General features: G+C 71.7%; 17 protein-coding genes and 1 riboswitch. Of the genes, 14 read left to right on the forward strand and 3 right to left on the reverse strand.

Annotated elements, in window-relative coordinates; all coding sequences use genetic code 11:
- Window positions 1-26: 26 nt before the first annotated feature.
- The 7 genes from PV682_RS09715 to PV682_RS09745 all read left to right on the forward strand — a co-directional run bounded on the left by PV682_RS09715 (window position 27) and on the right by PV682_RS09745 (window position 5,895).
- On the forward strand, window positions 27-434 hold the full coding sequence (locus tag PV682_RS09715; protein WP_319726138.1) for a ribonuclease: 408 nt from the start codon (window positions 27-29) through the stop codon (window positions 432-434).
- Window positions 431-685: a barstar family protein gene (locus PV682_RS09720; RefSeq protein WP_319726140.1), complete on the forward strand. Its 255-nt coding sequence runs from the start codon at window positions 431-433 to the stop codon at window positions 683-685. The genes PV682_RS09715 and PV682_RS09720 overlap by 4 nt, the downstream gene beginning before the upstream one ends.
- 79 nt (window positions 686-764) lie before the next feature.
- Window positions 765-2,207, forward strand: a complete 1,443-nt coding sequence (locus tag PV682_RS09725) for a GuaB1 family IMP dehydrogenase-related protein (RefSeq protein WP_055722654.1) — start codon at window positions 765-767, stop codon at window positions 2,205-2,207.
- Window positions 2,208-2,261: 54 nt separating this feature from the next.
- Window positions 2,262-2,762, forward strand: a complete 501-nt coding sequence (locus PV682_RS09730) for a GNAT family N-acetyltransferase (protein ID WP_319726142.1) — start codon at window positions 2,262-2,264, stop codon at window positions 2,760-2,762.
- 21 nt (window positions 2,763-2,783) lie between these two features.
- Window positions 2,784-3,224: an Lrp/AsnC family transcriptional regulator gene (locus tag PV682_RS09735; RefSeq protein WP_055722656.1), complete on the forward strand. Its 441-nt coding sequence runs from the start codon at window positions 2,784-2,786 to the stop codon at window positions 3,222-3,224.
- Between the two features lie 151 nt (window positions 3,225-3,375).
- A complete protein-coding gene (locus PV682_RS09740) occupies window positions 3,376-4,164 on the forward strand; it encodes a carbon-nitrogen hydrolase family protein (RefSeq protein ID WP_319726145.1) in 789 nt (262 codons plus the stop codon).
- Window positions 4,165-4,197: 33 nt separating this feature from the next.
- Window positions 4,198-5,895, forward strand: coding sequence for a flavin monoamine oxidase family protein (locus PV682_RS09745; protein WP_319726148.1), 1,698 nt, complete (start codon window positions 4,198-4,200; stop codon window positions 5,893-5,895).
- Between the two features lie 2 nt (window positions 5,896-5,897).
- Here the strand turns inward: PV682_RS09745 and PV682_RS09750 are convergent, their stop codons facing one another.
- The gene (locus PV682_RS09750) at window positions 5,898-6,587 is read right to left on the reverse strand and encodes a DUF5995 family protein (protein WP_319726150.1); all 690 of its coding nucleotides are present in this window, start codon (window positions 6,585-6,587) and stop codon (window positions 5,898-5,900) included.
- Between the two features lie 76 nt (window positions 6,588-6,663).
- Window positions 6,664-7,851, reverse strand: a complete 1,188-nt coding sequence (locus PV682_RS09755; protein WP_319726152.1) for an MFS transporter — start codon at window positions 7,849-7,851, stop codon at window positions 6,664-6,666.
- Between the two features lie 117 nt (window positions 7,852-7,968).
- On the opposite strand from PV682_RS09755, the gene PV682_RS09760 reads away from it, so the two are divergent.
- Entirely contained in the window at window positions 7,969-9,351 is a 1,383-nt protein-coding gene (locus PV682_RS09760) for an ROK family transcriptional regulator (RefSeq protein WP_319726154.1), read from the forward strand.
- 88 nt (window positions 9,352-9,439) lie between these two features.
- On the opposite strand, the gene PV682_RS09765 is transcribed toward PV682_RS09760, so the two are convergent.
- Complete coding sequence (locus PV682_RS09765) at window positions 9,440-10,174, reverse strand: SDR family oxidoreductase (protein WP_319726156.1); 735 nt, start codon at window positions 10,172-10,174, stop codon at window positions 9,440-9,442.
- A gap of 123 nt (window positions 10,175-10,297) precedes the next feature.
- Window positions 10,298-10,428, forward strand: a riboswitch (FMN riboswitch).
- A gap of 159 nt (window positions 10,429-10,587) precedes the next feature.
- Here PV682_RS09765 and PV682_RS09770 point away from each other — a divergent pair.
- The 6 genes from PV682_RS09770 to hisG are packed head-to-tail and all read left to right on the forward strand — an operon-like array spanning window position 10,588 to window position 14,944.
- Window positions 10,588-11,196, forward strand: a complete 609-nt coding sequence (locus PV682_RS09770; protein WP_319726159.1) for a riboflavin synthase — start codon at window positions 10,588-10,590, stop codon at window positions 11,194-11,196.
- On the forward strand, window positions 11,193-11,816 hold the full coding sequence (locus PV682_RS09775; protein ID WP_319726161.1) for a nicotinamide mononucleotide transporter family protein: 624 nt from the start codon (window positions 11,193-11,195) through the stop codon (window positions 11,814-11,816). The genes PV682_RS09770 and PV682_RS09775 overlap by 4 nt, the downstream gene beginning before the upstream one ends.
- Window positions 11,813-13,261 carry a GTP cyclohydrolase II gene (gene ribA / locus PV682_RS09780; RefSeq protein ID WP_319726164.1) on the forward strand — a complete coding sequence of 483 codons (1,449 nt, stop codon included), beginning with the start codon at window positions 11,813-11,815 and terminating at the stop codon, window positions 13,259-13,261. Before PV682_RS09775 ends, ribA begins: the two co-directional genes overlap by 4 nt.
- Window positions 13,258-13,743: a 6,7-dimethyl-8-ribityllumazine synthase gene (gene ribH / locus PV682_RS09785; protein WP_319726167.1), complete on the forward strand. Its 486-nt coding sequence runs from the start codon at window positions 13,258-13,260 to the stop codon at window positions 13,741-13,743. The genes ribA and ribH overlap by 4 nt, the downstream gene beginning before the upstream one ends.
- A gap of 33 nt (window positions 13,744-13,776) precedes the next feature.
- Entirely contained in the window at window positions 13,777-14,049 is a 273-nt protein-coding gene (locus PV682_RS09790) for a phosphoribosyl-ATP diphosphatase (RefSeq protein WP_319726170.1), read from the forward strand.
- A gap of 46 nt (window positions 14,050-14,095) precedes the next feature.
- On the forward strand, window positions 14,096-14,944 hold the full coding sequence (gene hisG / locus PV682_RS09795) for an ATP phosphoribosyltransferase (protein WP_319726173.1): 849 nt from the start codon (window positions 14,096-14,098) through the stop codon (window positions 14,942-14,944).

Below are 14,944 nucleotides of genomic sequence, written 5' to 3' on the forward strand. Positions count from 1 at the left end.
GGGACGGCCGTGGCAGCATCGACGGCATGCTGCTGCGGTTCGTCTCCCGGGTGCTTCTGTGTGTGCTGGTCCTGGCCGGGGGTGTCGCCGGATGCTCGTCGGACCATCGTACGAATGATCGGTCCCGTACGAGCGCCGAGACCAGCTCTGCCAACGGCCTCGCCACCGTCAAGGCCGCCGACCTCCCCGCCGAGGCCCGCACCACCCTCGCCCTCATCGACAAGGGCGGCCCCTACCCCTACTCCCGCGACGGCGTCGTCTTCGGGAACTTCGAGGGACGGCTGCCGAAAGAGAAGCGCGGCTACTACCACGAGTACACCGTGAAGACCCCCGGCTCGCGCGACCGGGGCGCCCGGCGCATTGTCACCGGCCAGGGCGGCGAGATCTACTACACCGATGATCACTACGACTCGTTCCGGACGGTACTGAGATGACCGACATCGTGATCGACCTCGACGGCGTCACGGACAAGGCCGGACTGATGGACCGGTTCGCCGAGGGCCTGCGCCTGCCCGACTGGTTCGGCCGCAACTGGGACGCGCTCACCGACGTCCTGCGCGACCAGGAGGAGCGGCGCGTCGTCGTCCGCGACTGGCGGCCGTACGCCAAGGCCAGGCCCGACGAGTGGGAGATCGCGCTGGAGATCTTCGAGGAGGCGCGGGTACCCGTCCTGCTCGCCCTGTAGGAAGCTCCAGGACGTCCCCGCACAGCCTGGACGTTTCTCCCGGAGTGCCATCGGCCCTCCGCGTGGGAGAATCAAGTACGTGCGTTTTCTCCATGACATCAAGCCCGCGTACGACCTCACCTACGACGACGTCTTCATGGTCCCGAGCCGCAGCGCGGTCGGCTCCCGCCAGGCGGTGGACCTGCGCTCGCCGGACGGGACGGGTACGACGATCCCCCTGGTCGTCGCCAACATGACCGCGATCGCGGGGCGCCGGATGGCCGAGACGGTGGCCCGGCGCGGCGGGCTCGTCGTCATCCCGCAGGACATCCCGATCGACGTCGTCACGGACGTCGTCTCCTGGGTCAAGAGCCGCCACCACGTCCTCGACACGCCGATCGTGCTGTCGCCCCAGCAGACCGTCGCCGACGCCCTCGCGCTGCTCCCGAAGCGCGCGCACAACGCCGGTGTCGTCGTCGACGAGGAGCGCCGTCCCGTCGGCGTCGTCACCGACCAGGACCTCACCGGCGTCGACCGGTTCACGCAGCTCGGCGAGGTCATGTCCCGTGACCTGCTGCTCCTCGACGCGGACATCGACCCGCGCGAGGCGTTCACGACCCTCGACGGGGCGAACCGGCGGTACGCGCCGGCCGTCGACAAGGACGGCAAGCTCGCCGGCATCCTCACCCGCAAGGGCGCGCTGCGGGCGACCCTCTACACGCCGGCCGTGGACGCCGACGGCAAGCTGCGCATCGCCGCCGCCGTCGGCATCAACGGGGACGTCGCCGGCAAGGCCAAGCAGCTCCTCGACGCGGGCGTCGACACGCTCGTCATCGACACGGCCCACGGCCACCAGGAGTCGATGATCAGCGCGATCCGCACGGTCCGCGCCCTGGACCCCCGGGTGCCGATCGTCGCCGGCAACATCGTCTCCGCCGAGGGCGTACGGGACCTGATCGAGGCCGGCGCGGACATCATCAAGGTCGGCGTCGGTCCCGGCGCGATGTGCACGACCCGCATGATGACCGGCGTCGGACGCCCCCAGTTCTCCGCCGTCCTGGAGTGCGCGGCCGAGGCCCGCAAGCACGGCAAGCACGTCTGGGCCGACGGCGGTGTCCGCCACCCGCGCGACGTCGCGATGGCCCTCGCGGCCGGCGCGTCCAACGTGATGATCGGCTCCTGGTTCGCCGGGACGTACGAGTCGCCGGGCGACCTCCAGCAGGACGCGAACGGGCGCCTGTACAAGGAGTCCTTCGGCATGGCGTCGGCCCGCGCGGTCCGCAACCGCACGTCCGAGGAGTCCGCGTACGACCGCGCCCGCAAGGCGCTGTTCGAGGAGGGCATCTCGACGTCCCGCATGTTCCTCGACCCGGCCCGGCCCGGCGTGGAGGACCTGATCGACTCCGTCATCGCCGGGGTGCGCTCGTCCTGCACCTACGCGGGCGCCGGTTCCCTCGCCGAGTTCGAGGAGAAGGCGGTCGTCGGCATCCAGAGCGCTGCCGGGTACGCCGAGGGCAAGCCGCTGCACGCCAGCTGGAGCTAGGGACTTCGGCAAAGGGGAGGCGGACCGGGGGCGGCGCGTTCTAGCGTCGTCCCCATGGAGATCTTGGCCTGCCGCCGCAAGGACCTCGTCACGCTGGAGCGTGTCATGCCGTCGGCCAGCGTCGACGGCAGCCACCCCCTGCGCTTCGCCCGCCAGGAGGCGGGCGGCAGCACCTATCTGATCCCGTGGCTCGACGGCCGTCCCGTCGGCCACGCGGATGTCCTCTGGACCGGCTGCGAGGCCCCCGAGGTCCAGGCCGCCCACCCCGGCTGCCCCGAGATCAACGCCCTGTTCGTGTGGCCCGAGAACCTGCGCTCGCAGGGCATCGGTACGGCGCTGATCCGGGCCGCCGAGGAACTCGCGCTCGACCGGGGCGTCGAGGTCATGGGGCTCGGCGTGGACGACCGCAACCCGCGTGCGGCGGCGCTGTACGCGCGCCTCGGGTACCGGCCCGGCGTGCGGTACGTCGACCGCTGGACCGAGGTCGACCCGCGGGGCGTCCGGCACGAGCACGTCGATCCGTGCCGGTTCCTCACGCGGGAGCTGAGCCGCTGAGCGCGTGGTCTACTGCCGTATGTGTTGAACGACCTGGACGAACGTATCGTGCACGCCCTCGCCGAAGACGCCCGGCGGTCCTATGCCGACATCGGGCAGCTCGTCGGGCTGTCCGCGCCCGCCGTGAAGCGCAGGGTGGACCGGCTGCGGGAGAGCGGGGCCATCGCCGGGTTCACCGTGCGGGTCGATCCGGTGGCGCTCGGGTGGGAGACCGAGGGGTTCGTCGAGATCCACTGCCGCAGGAACACCTCGCCGGAGACCATCCGGCGGGGTCTTGAGCGGTATCAGGAGGTCGTCGCCGCGTCGACCGTCACCGGGGACGCCGACGCCATCGCCCAGGTCTTCGCCTCCGACATGCGGCACTTCGAGCGGGTGCTGGAGCGCATCGCGGGGGAGCCGTTCGTGGAGCGCACCAAGTCGGTGCTGGTGCTGTCGCCGCTGCTGAGGCGCGCGCCCGCGTAAGAGGCACACGCAACGAATCGCCGGGGTCTGCCCGCATCGCGCAACGAATCGCTCGCCTGTGTGCAATGGGTGCCTATTGTCCGCCCGGCCCGGCCGACCGTACCGTCTATCTGGCCCCCGACACCCCCCTTCCGCCCAGGTGAGGACACGTATGCGCATCGCCCTGCTCCAGAGCTCCGGACGCCCCGGCGCGGTCGAGGGGAACCTCAAGGCGCTCGGCGAGGCGGCCGGGCGGGCGGCCGAGGCGGGCGCGGAGCTGCTGGTGGCACCGGAGCTGTTCCTGACGGGGTACGCGGTCGACGTCGAGGGCCTCGCGGAACCGGCGGACGGCGACTCCGCGGACGCGGTCGCGGACCTGGCCGCACGGCACGGCCTCACGATCGCGTACGGCTACCCCGAGCGGGCCGGCGAGAGCGTCTTCAACGCGGCCCAGGTGATCTCGGCGAGCGGCGACCGGCTCGCCAACTACCGCAAGACCCACCTCTTCGGCCGCTTCGAGCACGACCACTTCACACCCGGTGAACAGCCCGTCGTCCAGGTGGAGTTGGGCGGGCTGACCGTCGGCCTGATGATCTGCTACGACGTCGAGTTCCCGGAGAACGTCCGCGCGCACGCCCTCGCCGGCACCGACCTGCTGATCGTGCCGACGGCCCAGATGCACCCCTTCCAGTTCGTCGCGGAGGCGATGATCCCGGTCCGGGCGTTCGAGAGCCAGATGTACGTGGCGTACGTCAACAGGGTCGGCGCGGAAGGGGAGTTCGACTTCGTCGGCCTCTCCGTGCTGGCCGGCCCCGACGGAGTCGCCCGCGCCCGGGCCGGCCGCGCCGAGGAACTGCTCCTCGCGGACGCCGACCCCGCGTTCCTGGCCGCCTCCCGCGCGGCCAACCCCTATCTAGCCGACCGCCGCCCGGGCCTGTACGGCTCCCTCGCGCGCCCCTGAACACCCGTAGAACCGCAAGGAGTCCGTACCCCCATGACGTCCATGGTGCCCAACGCCGTAGAGCACGCCGACGCGCAGCAGCCGCCGATCACGATGTTCGGGCCGGACTTCCCGTACGCCTACGACGACTTCCTCGCGCATCCGGCGGGCCTCGGACAGATACCGGCGACCGAGCACGGCGCCGAAGTCGCCGTCATCGGGGGCGGGTTGTCGGGGATCGTCGCCGCGTACGAGCTGATGCGGATGGGGCTCAAGCCGGTCGTGTACGAGGCCGACCGGATCGGCGGGCGGCTGCGGACCGTCGGCTTCGAGGGCTGCGACCCCTCGCTGACCGCCGAGATGGGCGCGATGCGCTTCCCGCCGTCCTCCACGGCCCTCCAGCACTACATCGACCTGGTCGGCCTGGAGACCCGCCCCTTCCCCAACCCCCTCGCGGAGGCCACCCCTTCGACGGTCGTCGACCTCAAGGGCGAGTCCCACTACGCGGAGACGATCGAGGATCTCCCGCAGGTGTACCGGGACGTGGCCGAGGCGTGGGCCACATGCCTTGAGGAAGGCGCCGAGTTCGCGGACATGAACCGGGCGCTGCGCGAGCGGGACGTACCGAGGATCCGGGAGATCTGGGGGCGGCTCGTCGAGCGGCTCGACAACCAGACGTTCTACGGATTCCTGTGCGCCTCCGAGGCGTTCAGGTCGTTCAGGCACCGCGAGATCTTCGGCCAGGTCGGCTTCGGCACGGGCGGCTGGGACACCGACTTCCCGAACTCCATCCTGGAGATCCTCCGGGTCGTCTACACGGAGGCGGACGACCATCACCGGGGGATCGTCGGCGGCTCGCAGCAACTCCCGCTCAGGCTCTGGGAGTCGGAGCCCGCGAAGCTCGTCCACTGGCCGTACGGCACGTCCCTCAAGTCGCTGCACGCGCAGGGCGAACCCCGGCCCGCCGTCACCCGGCTGCACCGCACCGCCGGGAACCGGATCACCGTCACCGACGCCGACGGCGAGATCCGCACGTACCGCGCGGCCGTGTTCACCGCGCAGTCCTGGATGCTGCTGTCCAAGGTCGTGTGCGACGACGACCTCTTCCCCGTCGACCACTGGACGGCCATCGAGCGCACCCACTACATGGAGAGCTCCAAGCTGTTCGTCCCCGTCGACCGCCCGTTCTGGCTCGACAAGGACCCGGCGACCGGGCGGGACGTCATGTCGATGACCCTCACCGACCGGATGACGCGCGGGACGTACCTCCTCGACGACGGGCCCGACAAGCCGGCCGTGATCTGCCTGTCGTACACGTGGTGCGACGACAGCCTCAAGTGGCTGCCGCTGTCCGCGAACGAGCGGATGGAGGTCATGCTGAAGTCGCTCGGCGAGATCTATCCGGGCGTCGACATCCGGCGCCACGTCATCGGCAGCCCGGTGACCGTGTCCTGGGAGAACGAGCCCTATTTCATGGGCGCGTTCAAGGCCAACCTGCCCGGCCACTACCGCTACCAGCGCCGCCTGTTCACCCACTTCATGCAGGACCGGCTCCCCGCCGACCGGCGCGGCCTGTTCCTCGCCGGGGACGACATCTCGTGGACCGCCGGGTGGGCGGAGGGCGCCGTGCAGACCGCGCTGAACGCGGTGTGGGGCGTGATGCACCACTTCGGCGGGCAGACCGACCCGGGCAACCCCGGCCCGGGGGACGTGTACGACGAGATCGCGCCGGTCGAACTCCCGGAGGACTGAACCTAGTTAGGCAGCGGCGTCAGCAGCATCCGCCCCGCGAACCCCACCGCCGCGTCCAGCCGCTCCTCGAACTCCTCGGTGAGGTCGGGGAACCGGCGCAGCGCCCACAGCGCACGGGCCGTCGACCAGGTCGCCGCCCGGGCCCGCTCCAGGCTCCACGAGCCCAGCAGGTGCGTGAGCGGGTCGGCGAGCTGGAGCAGATCGGGACCCGGCATCAGCTCCTCCCTGATCCGCTCCTCCAGCGTGACGAGAATGTCCCCCACCTGGTCGAACTCGTCCTCCAGCTCGGCCGGTTCGCAGCCGAGTTCACGGCACGCGTCCACGACGGCCAGCGCCAGGTCGTGCCCGATGTGCGCGTTGATCCCGGCCAGCGCGAACTGGAGCGGCCGGACCCCCGGATGCCGCCGCATCTGGAACAGCGGACGCCAACAGGCGGGCGTACGGCGGTCGTTCAGGTCCGCGTCGACGGCGTCCAGGTACCGCAGCGCGAACCGCACGTCCAGGGTGACCGCCGCCAGGGGGTCCGGGAAGCGGCCCGTGTCGATGCGCCGGTCCACCTCCTCGGTGACGGCCAGATAGACCCCGTTGAACACGGCGACCCCGTCCCGCGCGGGCAACTCCGCGCCCAGGGCCCGCATCCGGGCGATCACCGCGTCTACGGCGGACGACGTGTAGCGCTCCAACTCCGGCATGGAGGAAGGGTGACAGGCCCGGCAGGGGTTCGGGGCGCGGACGGGCGGGCTTCCCCGGAACGAGGGACACCGGATGTCAGGGACGCGGGTCCGGCACCGCTGCGGCCTCAGGATCGGCCTTCGCGCGTTCGGCCCCGCGCAGCACGCCCGCGAAGAGCAGCAGCCCGCACGACAGGGCCGTGACCAGCCCGAACGACACGGTCAGGCTGCTCGCGTGCGCCACCCCGCCGATCAGGCTCGGCGCGATCAGCCCCGACGTGTACGTGATCGTCGCCACGCCCGCGATCGCCTGACTGGGATTCGGCCCCGCGTGCCCCGCCGCCGCGAAGCACAGCGGTACGACGACGGCGATGCCGAACCCCGTCAGCCCGAACCCGGCCATCGCCACGGCCGGGTGGTCCGCGACGACGACCAGCGCGCCGCCCGCCACGGCGAGCCCCCCGCCGGCGCGCACGGTCCGCACCACCCCGAACCGGTTCACCACCGCGTCCCCGGCCAGCCTCGCGATCGCCATCGTCAGCATGAAACCGGTCGTGCAGGCCGCCGCGAGCCCCGCCGACGCCGTCAGCCGGTCCTCCAGGTACACCGCCGACCAGTCCATGCTGGCGCCCTCCGCGAACACCGCGCAGAAGCCGACCGCGCCGATCAGCAGCGCCGAGCGCGGCGGCAGCGTGAAACGGGGCGGCGCCTCTTCGCCCTGCGTCGGCCGCAGGTCCAGGACCCAGTGGCAGGCGGCCAGGCCCAGGGCCGTCAGGATCAGCGCGGCCAGCGCGTGATGGATACGCGCGTCCGCGCCGAGGTGCGCGGCGAGCGTGCCCGCGCCCGAGCCGATCAGCGTGCCCACGCTCCACATGCCGTGCAGACCCGACATGACCGACTTACCGAGCCGGTGCTCGATCTCCACGCCCATCGCGTTCATCGCGACGTCCGCCATCCCCGAGGTCGCGCCGTACGCGAACATCGCCAGGCACAGGGTCAGCACGTTCGGCGCCAGCGACGGCAGGACCAGGGAGAGCGTCCACAGCGCGAGCAGTGTCCGCAGCGCCGTCCGCGTGCCCAGGTGGTGCGTGACCCAGCCCGCCAGCGGCATCGCGCAGGCCGCGCCGAACGCGGTGAACGCCAGCGCGAAGCCCAGCTGGCCCGCGCCGAGGCCCGCGTGGTCCTGGATCCACGGGACGCGGGTCGCGAACGACCCCGTCACCCCGCCGTGCACGGCGAACACCGCCGAGATCGCGTACCGGCCCCGGCGTACGTCCGTCCCCATGCCCACCCCTCGGTCGAGCCGCTGTTCCCTGCCGCGCGGAAAACTATCAGGGACCCTTCCTGATAAATAGAGGGCGCCTGCGGTCCGAGACGGTCCCGGCCATGGGAGGATCCCGCCATGCCCGCATCACCGAGCACGGCCCGAGCCATCAACGACCGGCTCGCCCTGCGCCTGCTCCAGCGCGAAGGTCCGCTGACGGCAGGGCAGTTGAAGCAGCTCACGGGGCTCTCCCGGCCGACGGTCGCGGACCTCGCGGAACGCCTCACGGCCGCGGGGCTGATCGAGGTCGTCGGTGAGACCGGCGCGCACCGGCGGGGGCCCAACGCGAAGCTGTACGGGATCGTCGCGAGCCGGGCCTCGCTGGCCGCGCTCGACGTACGCACCGACGGGGTCGCCGTCATCGTCTCCGACCTCGTGGGGCGCGTGCTCGCGGAGGCGGCCGTCCCGATCGCCGGGGACCTCGCCGCGGACCTCGCCCTCGACCAGGCGGTCAGCCTCGTCGAGCGGGCCGCGAAAGAGGCGGGGGCCGACACGCTCCACACGGTCTGCATCGGAGCGCCGGGGCTGATCGAGCCGGCCACCGGAGACCTCCGCGACTCCAACGGGCTCCCCACCTGGCACCGGCGTCTTGTGGCGGTTCTCCAGGAACGTTTCCCCTCAGCCCGCGTACTCGTCGAGAACGAGACGAACCTCGCGGCGCTGGCCGAGCGAGGGGAAGGAGCGGCCCAGGACCGCGACACGTTCGTCCTGCTCTGGCTCGGACAGGGAGTCGGCGCCGCGGTGGTCCTCGACGGGACCCTGCGCCGGGGCGCCTCCGGCGGCACCGGCGAGATCGGGTTCCTGCCGGTGCCCGGGGTGGGGCTGCCGTCGGCCACGGACTGCGAGGGCGGGTTCCACTCCGTCGCTGGGGGGTGGGCGGTCGAGCGGCTGGCGCGGGAGTTCGGGGTGCCGGGGGAGGGGGCCGCGGAGGTGGTGCGGGGAGCGGCCGACGCGGTGACCCGGGCGGAGGCCCGGGCCGACGACGCCGGGACGGCTTCCGGGGGCGGGGCGGGGACGCCGGCCGAGAACACCGCCGGGGGAGAAACCGCCGACGGTACGGGCACGGCGGGTGCCGGGGACGCCGGGTCCGGGAGCACGGCACTGCCGACACCCACTGCCGCTGTCGAACTTCGTGCTGGTGTCCCCGTCGAGGAGGCTGCCGCCGTCCCGCCCCTCCCCGATCCCCCCGCCGCCCTCTTCCTCGACGCCCTCGCCGACCGTCTCGCCCTCGGTGTCGCCTCCGTCGTAGCCGTCCTCGACCCGGGATGCGTCGTCCTCGGCGGCGAGGTCGGGCAGGCCGGCGGGGACCCCCTCGCCGGCAAGGTCGAGGCGCGGATCAGGCGGATGGCGCCGTTGGCCACCGAGGTCAGGGCCAGCGCGTTGGGCGGCGGGGCCGTGTTGCGCGGGGCCCTGCTGACCGCTCGGGAAGCCGCGCAGGACGAGCTGTTCGGGGCCTCGTAGGGGGCCGGGGACGCCCGCGGACGGCTCCAGACATCGGCGTACGGCATCAGCACCCGTATGCGGCGCCAAGCCCCTCCCGCCCCCCGCCCTACCCACCCGCCAAGTACTCCTCGAACGTCCGCTTCCCCACCGCGTTCCCCGGCGTCAGATGCCCGCCCGCGCGGAACGCGCGGTACGTCGTGCCCCACAGGGGGACCCGGAGCAGCCGGCGTTTTCCGCCCCGGGCCTTGAGGTACGACCGGGCGAGGGAGTCGAACGTCCGGATCTCGGGGCCGCCCATGTCCGGGACTCGTCCCTGGGGCTCGGTCGAGGCCAACTCCGCGAGGCGTTCGGCGACTTCGGTGACCTCGATGGGCTGGTCGCTCACTCCGGCGGGGACCGGCAGCAGGGGGGACTTGGCGAGCGTGCCCAGCACGTGGGCGACGAGGTCGTGGAACTGGGTCGCCCGCAGGACCGTCCAGCCCATGCCCGACTCCTCCACCAGGTGTTCGACGGCGAGTTTGGCCCGGTAGTAGCCGAGCGGCACCCGGTCGACCCCCACGATCGAGATGAACACGAGATGCCCCACCCCGGCCTCGCGCGCTGCCCCGATGAGATGGCGGGCGGCCTTCTCGTCACCCCCGCGGGGCGAAGTCGCGCAGTGCACGACCGTGTCGACGCCCGCCAGCGCCGTACGCAGAGCGGGCCCGCCGACGGTCAGGCCGACGGCGTACTCCGGCCCGCGACGGCTCAGTGCCCGGACCTCGTGACCCCCCGCCCGCAGGCGTTCGACGACGGGCCGCCCCAGGGTTCCCGTCCCGCCGGTCACCAGAATCGTGGACATGGTTCAACTCCTTCGAGAGGGCGATCCATACCCAGCGTGCCGGACCGCTGCCTGTGAGCCACCCCACATGCTTCACCCGTATGGACGACCGTCCGCCGTGGCACACTGACCGTGTACCTAAAGCAGCGCACTCCGGGGTCGGTGAAAGTCCGAACCGGCGGTTACAGTCCGCGACCCGATCGCTTCCAGTGATCGGTTGACCAGGTGGAATTCCTGGACCGACGGTTAAAGTCCGGATGGGAGGCAGTGCGCGGCGGGTTCACGCACCTCTGGTGCGCCGCCGTACGTGCGCTCGTCCGAGGACGAGCGCGTACGTGTGTCCGGCGTCCCCCTGTGTGCTTGCGCCCGTGTTCTCTGTCGTCTCTCGACAGGCCCCGGAGTCCGTGCCCGATCGTGGCAGGAGGACCCGGGAAGTGTTCACCGGAATCGTTGAAGAACTGGGTGAGGTCACCGCCGTCGAGACCCTCGGCGACGCGTCCCGGTTCAGGCTGCGCGGCCCTGTCGTCACCGACGGCGCGAAGCACGGCGACTCCATCGCCGTGAACGGGGTCTGTCTCACGGTCGTCGAGCACGAGGGCGACGAGTTCACCGCCGACGTGATGGCCGAGACCCTCGACCGCTCCAGCCTCGGCGCGCTGACCGTCGGCTCCCGCGTCAACCTGGAGCGCCCGATGGCCCTCGGCGCGCGGCTCGGCGGGCACATCGTGCAGGGCCACGTCGACGGCACCGGCGAGATCCTGGCCCGTACGCCGTCCGAGAACTGGGAGATCGTCAAGATCTCGCTGCCCGCCGACCTCTCGCGGTACGTCGTCGAGAAGGGCTCGATCACGGTCGACGGCATCAGCCTCACGGTCGTCGAAGCGGCCCCGGACCACTTCACCGTCAGCCTGATCCCGACGACCCTCGACCTGACCACGCTCGGGCGCAAGCAGCCCGGCGAGCCGGTCAACCTCGAAGTGGACGTCGTCGCGAAGTACGTCGAGCGCCTGATGGGCGACCGGGTCCCGGGAGCGGCGGAGTGAACTGGCTGAACTCCGAGGCGTTCGTCCTGTTCGACCAGCACATCATCTGGTCGGACATGATCGGCAACATCCTCGGCCTCATCACCCTCGCGCTCGGCTGGCGCCGCTCGCTGGCGACCTGGTCGGTGCAGTTCCTCTCCGGGCTCGTCCTGTTCATCGCCTTCTACGGGCATCTCGCGGGCAGCGCGGGCAAGCAGGTCATCGTCATGGTGGTCGCGCTGTACGGCTGGTGGCAGTGGAGCCGCGACCGCACGCGCACCGGGATCGTCCCCCGGTTCGCCACGTGGCACGAGCGCGGCGCGATGATCGCCGCGGGCGCCGCCGGCACGGTCGCCGTCGCCCTCCTCTTCAAGGCGTACCCCAGCCTCTCCTGGGACCCCTGGCCGGACGCGTACATCTTCGTCGGCACGATCGTCGCCATGTACGCGCAGGCCAAGGCCATGGTCGAGTTCTGGATCGCCTGGCTCCTGGTCGACGCCGTCGGCGTCCCCCTCAACTTCGCCAACGGCTACGCCTTCTCCGGCTTCGTCTACGTCATCTACGGCGTCCTCGTCCTGTGGGGGATGCGCGACTGGTGGCTGCGCTCACGCCGGACCGCTCTGGAAGGAGTCCCCGCATGAGCACGGCAACCGTCCTCTACGACACCGACACCGACGACCTCACCCTCGACCCCGTCGCCCAGGCCGTCGCCGACATCGCCGCCGGCCGGCCCATCGTCGTCGTCGACGACGAGAACCGCGAGAACGAGGGCGACCTGGTCGTCGCCGCGGAGAAGATCACCCCCGAGATCGTCGCGTTCATGATGAGCGAGTGCCGGGGCCTGATCTGCGCCCCCATGGAGGGCCCCGACCTGGACCGGCTGGCGCTGCCCCAGATGGTCGCGGACAACACGGAGTCGATGACGACGGCCTTCACGGTCTCGGTCGACGCGTCCGCCGCGCACGGCGTCACGACCGGGATCTCGGCGGCGGACCGGGCGACGACGATCCGGCTGCTGGCGGAGGGGGCGGGCGGATCGACCGAGGCCGGTGGCGCGGCTCAGGCGAACCGCCCGGTTCAGCCGGGCGACTCCGTCCACGCCGACGACTTCGTCCGCCCCGGCCACGTCTTCCCCCTGCGCGCCCGCCCCGGTGGCGTACTCGTCCGCAACGGGCACACCGAGGCCGCCGTCGACCTCGCCCGCCTCGCGGGGCTGCGGCCGGCCGGGGCGATCGTCGAGATCGCCGGGGAGGACGGCCGGATGCTCCGGCTCCCCGAGCTGATCCCGTTCGCCCGCAAGCACGGGCTGACGATCATCTCCATCGAGGACCTGGTCGAGTACCGCGGGCAGCGCGAACTCGCCGAGCGCGCCGACCTCACGAGGGTCGGCTCCGGCGAGCTGGACGCCCGCGCCGCGACCCCCGTCGCAGAGACCCCCGCCGTAGAGACCCCCCTCGTCCACCGCGAGGCCGAAACCCCCCTCCCCACCCCCCACGGCACCTTCACCGCGTACGGCTACCGGGCCGCCGACGGCATCGAGCACATCGCCCTCGTGCACGGCGAGATCGGCGACGGCCACGACGTACTGGTCCGCCTCCACTCGGAGTGCCTCACCGGTGACGTCTTCGGCTCGCGGCGCTGCGACTGCGGGCCCCAGCTGGAGGCGTCGCTGAAGCGCGTCCGGGACGAGGGCCGGGGAGTCGTCGTGTACCTGCGCGGGCACGAGGGGCGCGGGATCGGCCTGCTGCCCAAGCTGCGGGCGTACGAGTTGCAGGAGCAGGGCCACGACACCCTGGACGCCAACCTGGAGCTCGGGCTGCCCGCCGACGCCCGGGACTACGGCGCCGGCGCGCGCATCCTCGCCGACCTCGGCGTGCGCACCGTACGCCTGATGACCAACAACCCCGAGAAGACCGCCGCGCTGGCCCGGTACGGCCTGACCGTGAGCGGCCGGGAACCGGCCCCCGTGCAGGCCGGCGAGCACAACATCCGGTACCTGCGCGCGAAGCGGGACCGGATGGGACACGACCTGCCCTGGCTGGAAGCGGCCGGCGGCGACCAGGGAACGACCGGAGGAGAGAAGTGAGCGGCAAGGGCGCACCGGAGCTGTCCGTACGCAATGTGGGTGACCTGAGGGTCGCCGTCGTCGCGGCGCAGTGGCACGAGAAGGTGATGGACGGCCTGGTGGACGGCGCCCTGCGCGCCCTGCGCGACCTCGGCATCGACGAGCCGACCCTGATCCGGGTCCCGGGCAGCTGGGAACTCCCCGTCGCGGCGAAGGTCCTCGCGGGCCGCGGCTACGACGCGATCGTGGCGCTCGGCGTCGTCATCCGCGGCGGCACCCCCCACTTCGAGTACGTCTGCCAGGGCGTCACCCAGGGCCTCGCCCAGGTCTCCGTGGAGACCGGCGTCCCCGTCGGCTTCGGCCTGCTCACCTGCGACACCGAGGACCAGGCCCTGGACCGGGCCGGCATCGAGGGCTCGAACGAGGACAAGGGCCACGAGGCGGTGACCGCGGCGCTCGCGACGGCGGCCGTCCTGCGCTCAGTATCCGAACCGTGGCACTGAGCCGAAAGAGCATCGGGCTAGAGTGACCTCACCATGTCCAAGAAGACGTTCGAGGAGCTGTTCACCGAGCTCCAGCAGAAGGCCGCCACCGGCGACCCCGCCACCTCCCGCACCGCCGAACTCGTCGGCAAGGGCGTCCACGCCATCGGCAAGAAGGTCGTCGAAGAGGCCGCCGAGGTCTGGATGGCAGCCGAGTACGAGAGCAAGGACGCGGCGGCCGAGGAGATCTCACAACTCCTCTACCACGTCCAGGTGATGATGGTCGCCCGCGGAATCTCGCTGGACGACGTCTACAGCCACCTGTAGAAACCCGCTTTCCGACAATCCGCTCACACAGAAGGAAGCCGACCTCATGCTGCGCATCGCCGTCCCCAACAAGGGTTCCCTCTCCGGCCCTGCGGCGGACATGCTGCATGAGGCCGGCTACCAGCAGCGCCGCGAGTCGAAGGAGCTGCGGGTCGTCGACCCGGTCAACGAGGTGGAGCTGTTCTACCTCCGCCCCCGCGACATCGCGATCTACGTCTCCTCCGGCCGCCTCGACATCGGCCTCACCGGCGAGGACCTCCTCGTCGACTCGGGCGCGAGCGCCGAGGTCATCCTCCCGCTCGGCTTCGCCCGCTCCACGTTCCGCTTCGCCGCCAAGCCGGGCACGGCCACGACCTTGGCGGACCTGAACGGCAAGACGGTCGCCACCTCGTACGAGGGGATCGTCGCCAAGTACTTCGCCGACAACGGCATCGACGCCTCCGTCGTCCACCTCGACGGCGCCGTGGAGACCGCGATCGAGCTGGGCGTCGCCGAGGTCATCGCGGACGTCGTCGAGACCGGGACCTCGCTGCGCAACGCGGGACTCGAGGTCTTCGGCGAGCCCATCATGAAGTCCGAGGCGGTCGTGATCCGCCGTACCGGCGCCGACACCGAGGACCCGAAGGTCCAGCAGTTCCTGCGCCGCCTCCAGGGCGTCCTGGTCGCCCGGACGTACGTGATGATGGACTACGACTGCCGCGTCGAGCAGCTGGAGAAGGCCGTCGCGCTCACCCCCGGCCTGGAGTCCCCGACGGTCTCCCCGCTGCACAACGAGGGCTGGGTCGCCGTCCGCGCGATGGTCCCCACCAAGGAGGCGCAGCGCATCATGGACGACCTGTACGACATCGGCGCGCGCGCGATCCTCACGACGGCCATCCACGCCTGCCGGCTCTGA

It is taken from the genome of Streptomyces niveiscabiei (genome assembly GCF_033794345.1).
In the GTDB taxonomy this organism is placed as follows: domain Bacteria; phylum Actinomycetota; class Actinomycetes; order Streptomycetales; family Streptomycetaceae; genus Streptomyces; species Streptomyces niveiscabiei.

What these genes read in the sequence shown, in the direction of transcription:
- ribA (WP_319726164.1), top strand. Translation starts at nt 11,813, where the DNA reads ATGAGCACGGCAACCGTCCTCTACGACACCGACACCGACGACCTCACC.
- PV682_RS09755 (WP_319726152.1), bottom strand. Translation starts at nt 7,851, where the DNA reads ATGGGGACGGACGTACGCCGGGGCCGGTACGCGATCTCGGCGGTGTTC.
- PV682_RS09715 (WP_319726138.1), top strand. Translation starts at nt 27, where the DNA reads ATGCTGCTGCGGTTCGTCTCCCGGGTGCTTCTGTGTGTGCTGGTCCTG.
- PV682_RS09730 (WP_319726142.1), top strand. Translation starts at nt 2,262, where the DNA reads ATGGAGATCTTGGCCTGCCGCCGCAAGGACCTCGTCACGCTGGAGCGT.
- PV682_RS09745 (WP_319726148.1), top strand. Translation starts at nt 4,198, where the DNA reads ATGACGTCCATGGTGCCCAACGCCGTAGAGCACGCCGACGCGCAGCAG.
- PV682_RS09760 (WP_319726154.1), top strand. Translation starts at nt 7,969, where the DNA reads ATGCCCGCATCACCGAGCACGGCCCGAGCCATCAACGACCGGCTCGCC.
- PV682_RS09720 (WP_319726140.1), top strand. Translation starts at nt 431, where the DNA reads ATGACCGACATCGTGATCGACCTCGACGGCGTCACGGACAAGGCCGGA.
- hisG (WP_319726173.1), top strand. Translation starts at nt 14,096, where the DNA reads ATGCTGCGCATCGCCGTCCCCAACAAGGGTTCCCTCTCCGGCCCTGCG.
- PV682_RS09765 (WP_319726156.1), bottom strand. Translation starts at nt 10,174, where the DNA reads ATGTCCACGATTCTGGTGACCGGCGGGACGGGAACCCTGGGGCGGCCC.
- PV682_RS09740 (WP_319726145.1), top strand. Translation starts at nt 3,376, where the DNA reads ATGCGCATCGCCCTGCTCCAGAGCTCCGGACGCCCCGGCGCGGTCGAG.
- PV682_RS09750 (WP_319726150.1), bottom strand. Translation starts at nt 6,587, where the DNA reads ATGCCGGAGTTGGAGCGCTACACGTCGTCCGCCGTAGACGCGGTGATC.
- PV682_RS09790 (WP_319726170.1), top strand. Translation starts at nt 13,777, where the DNA reads ATGTCCAAGAAGACGTTCGAGGAGCTGTTCACCGAGCTCCAGCAGAAG.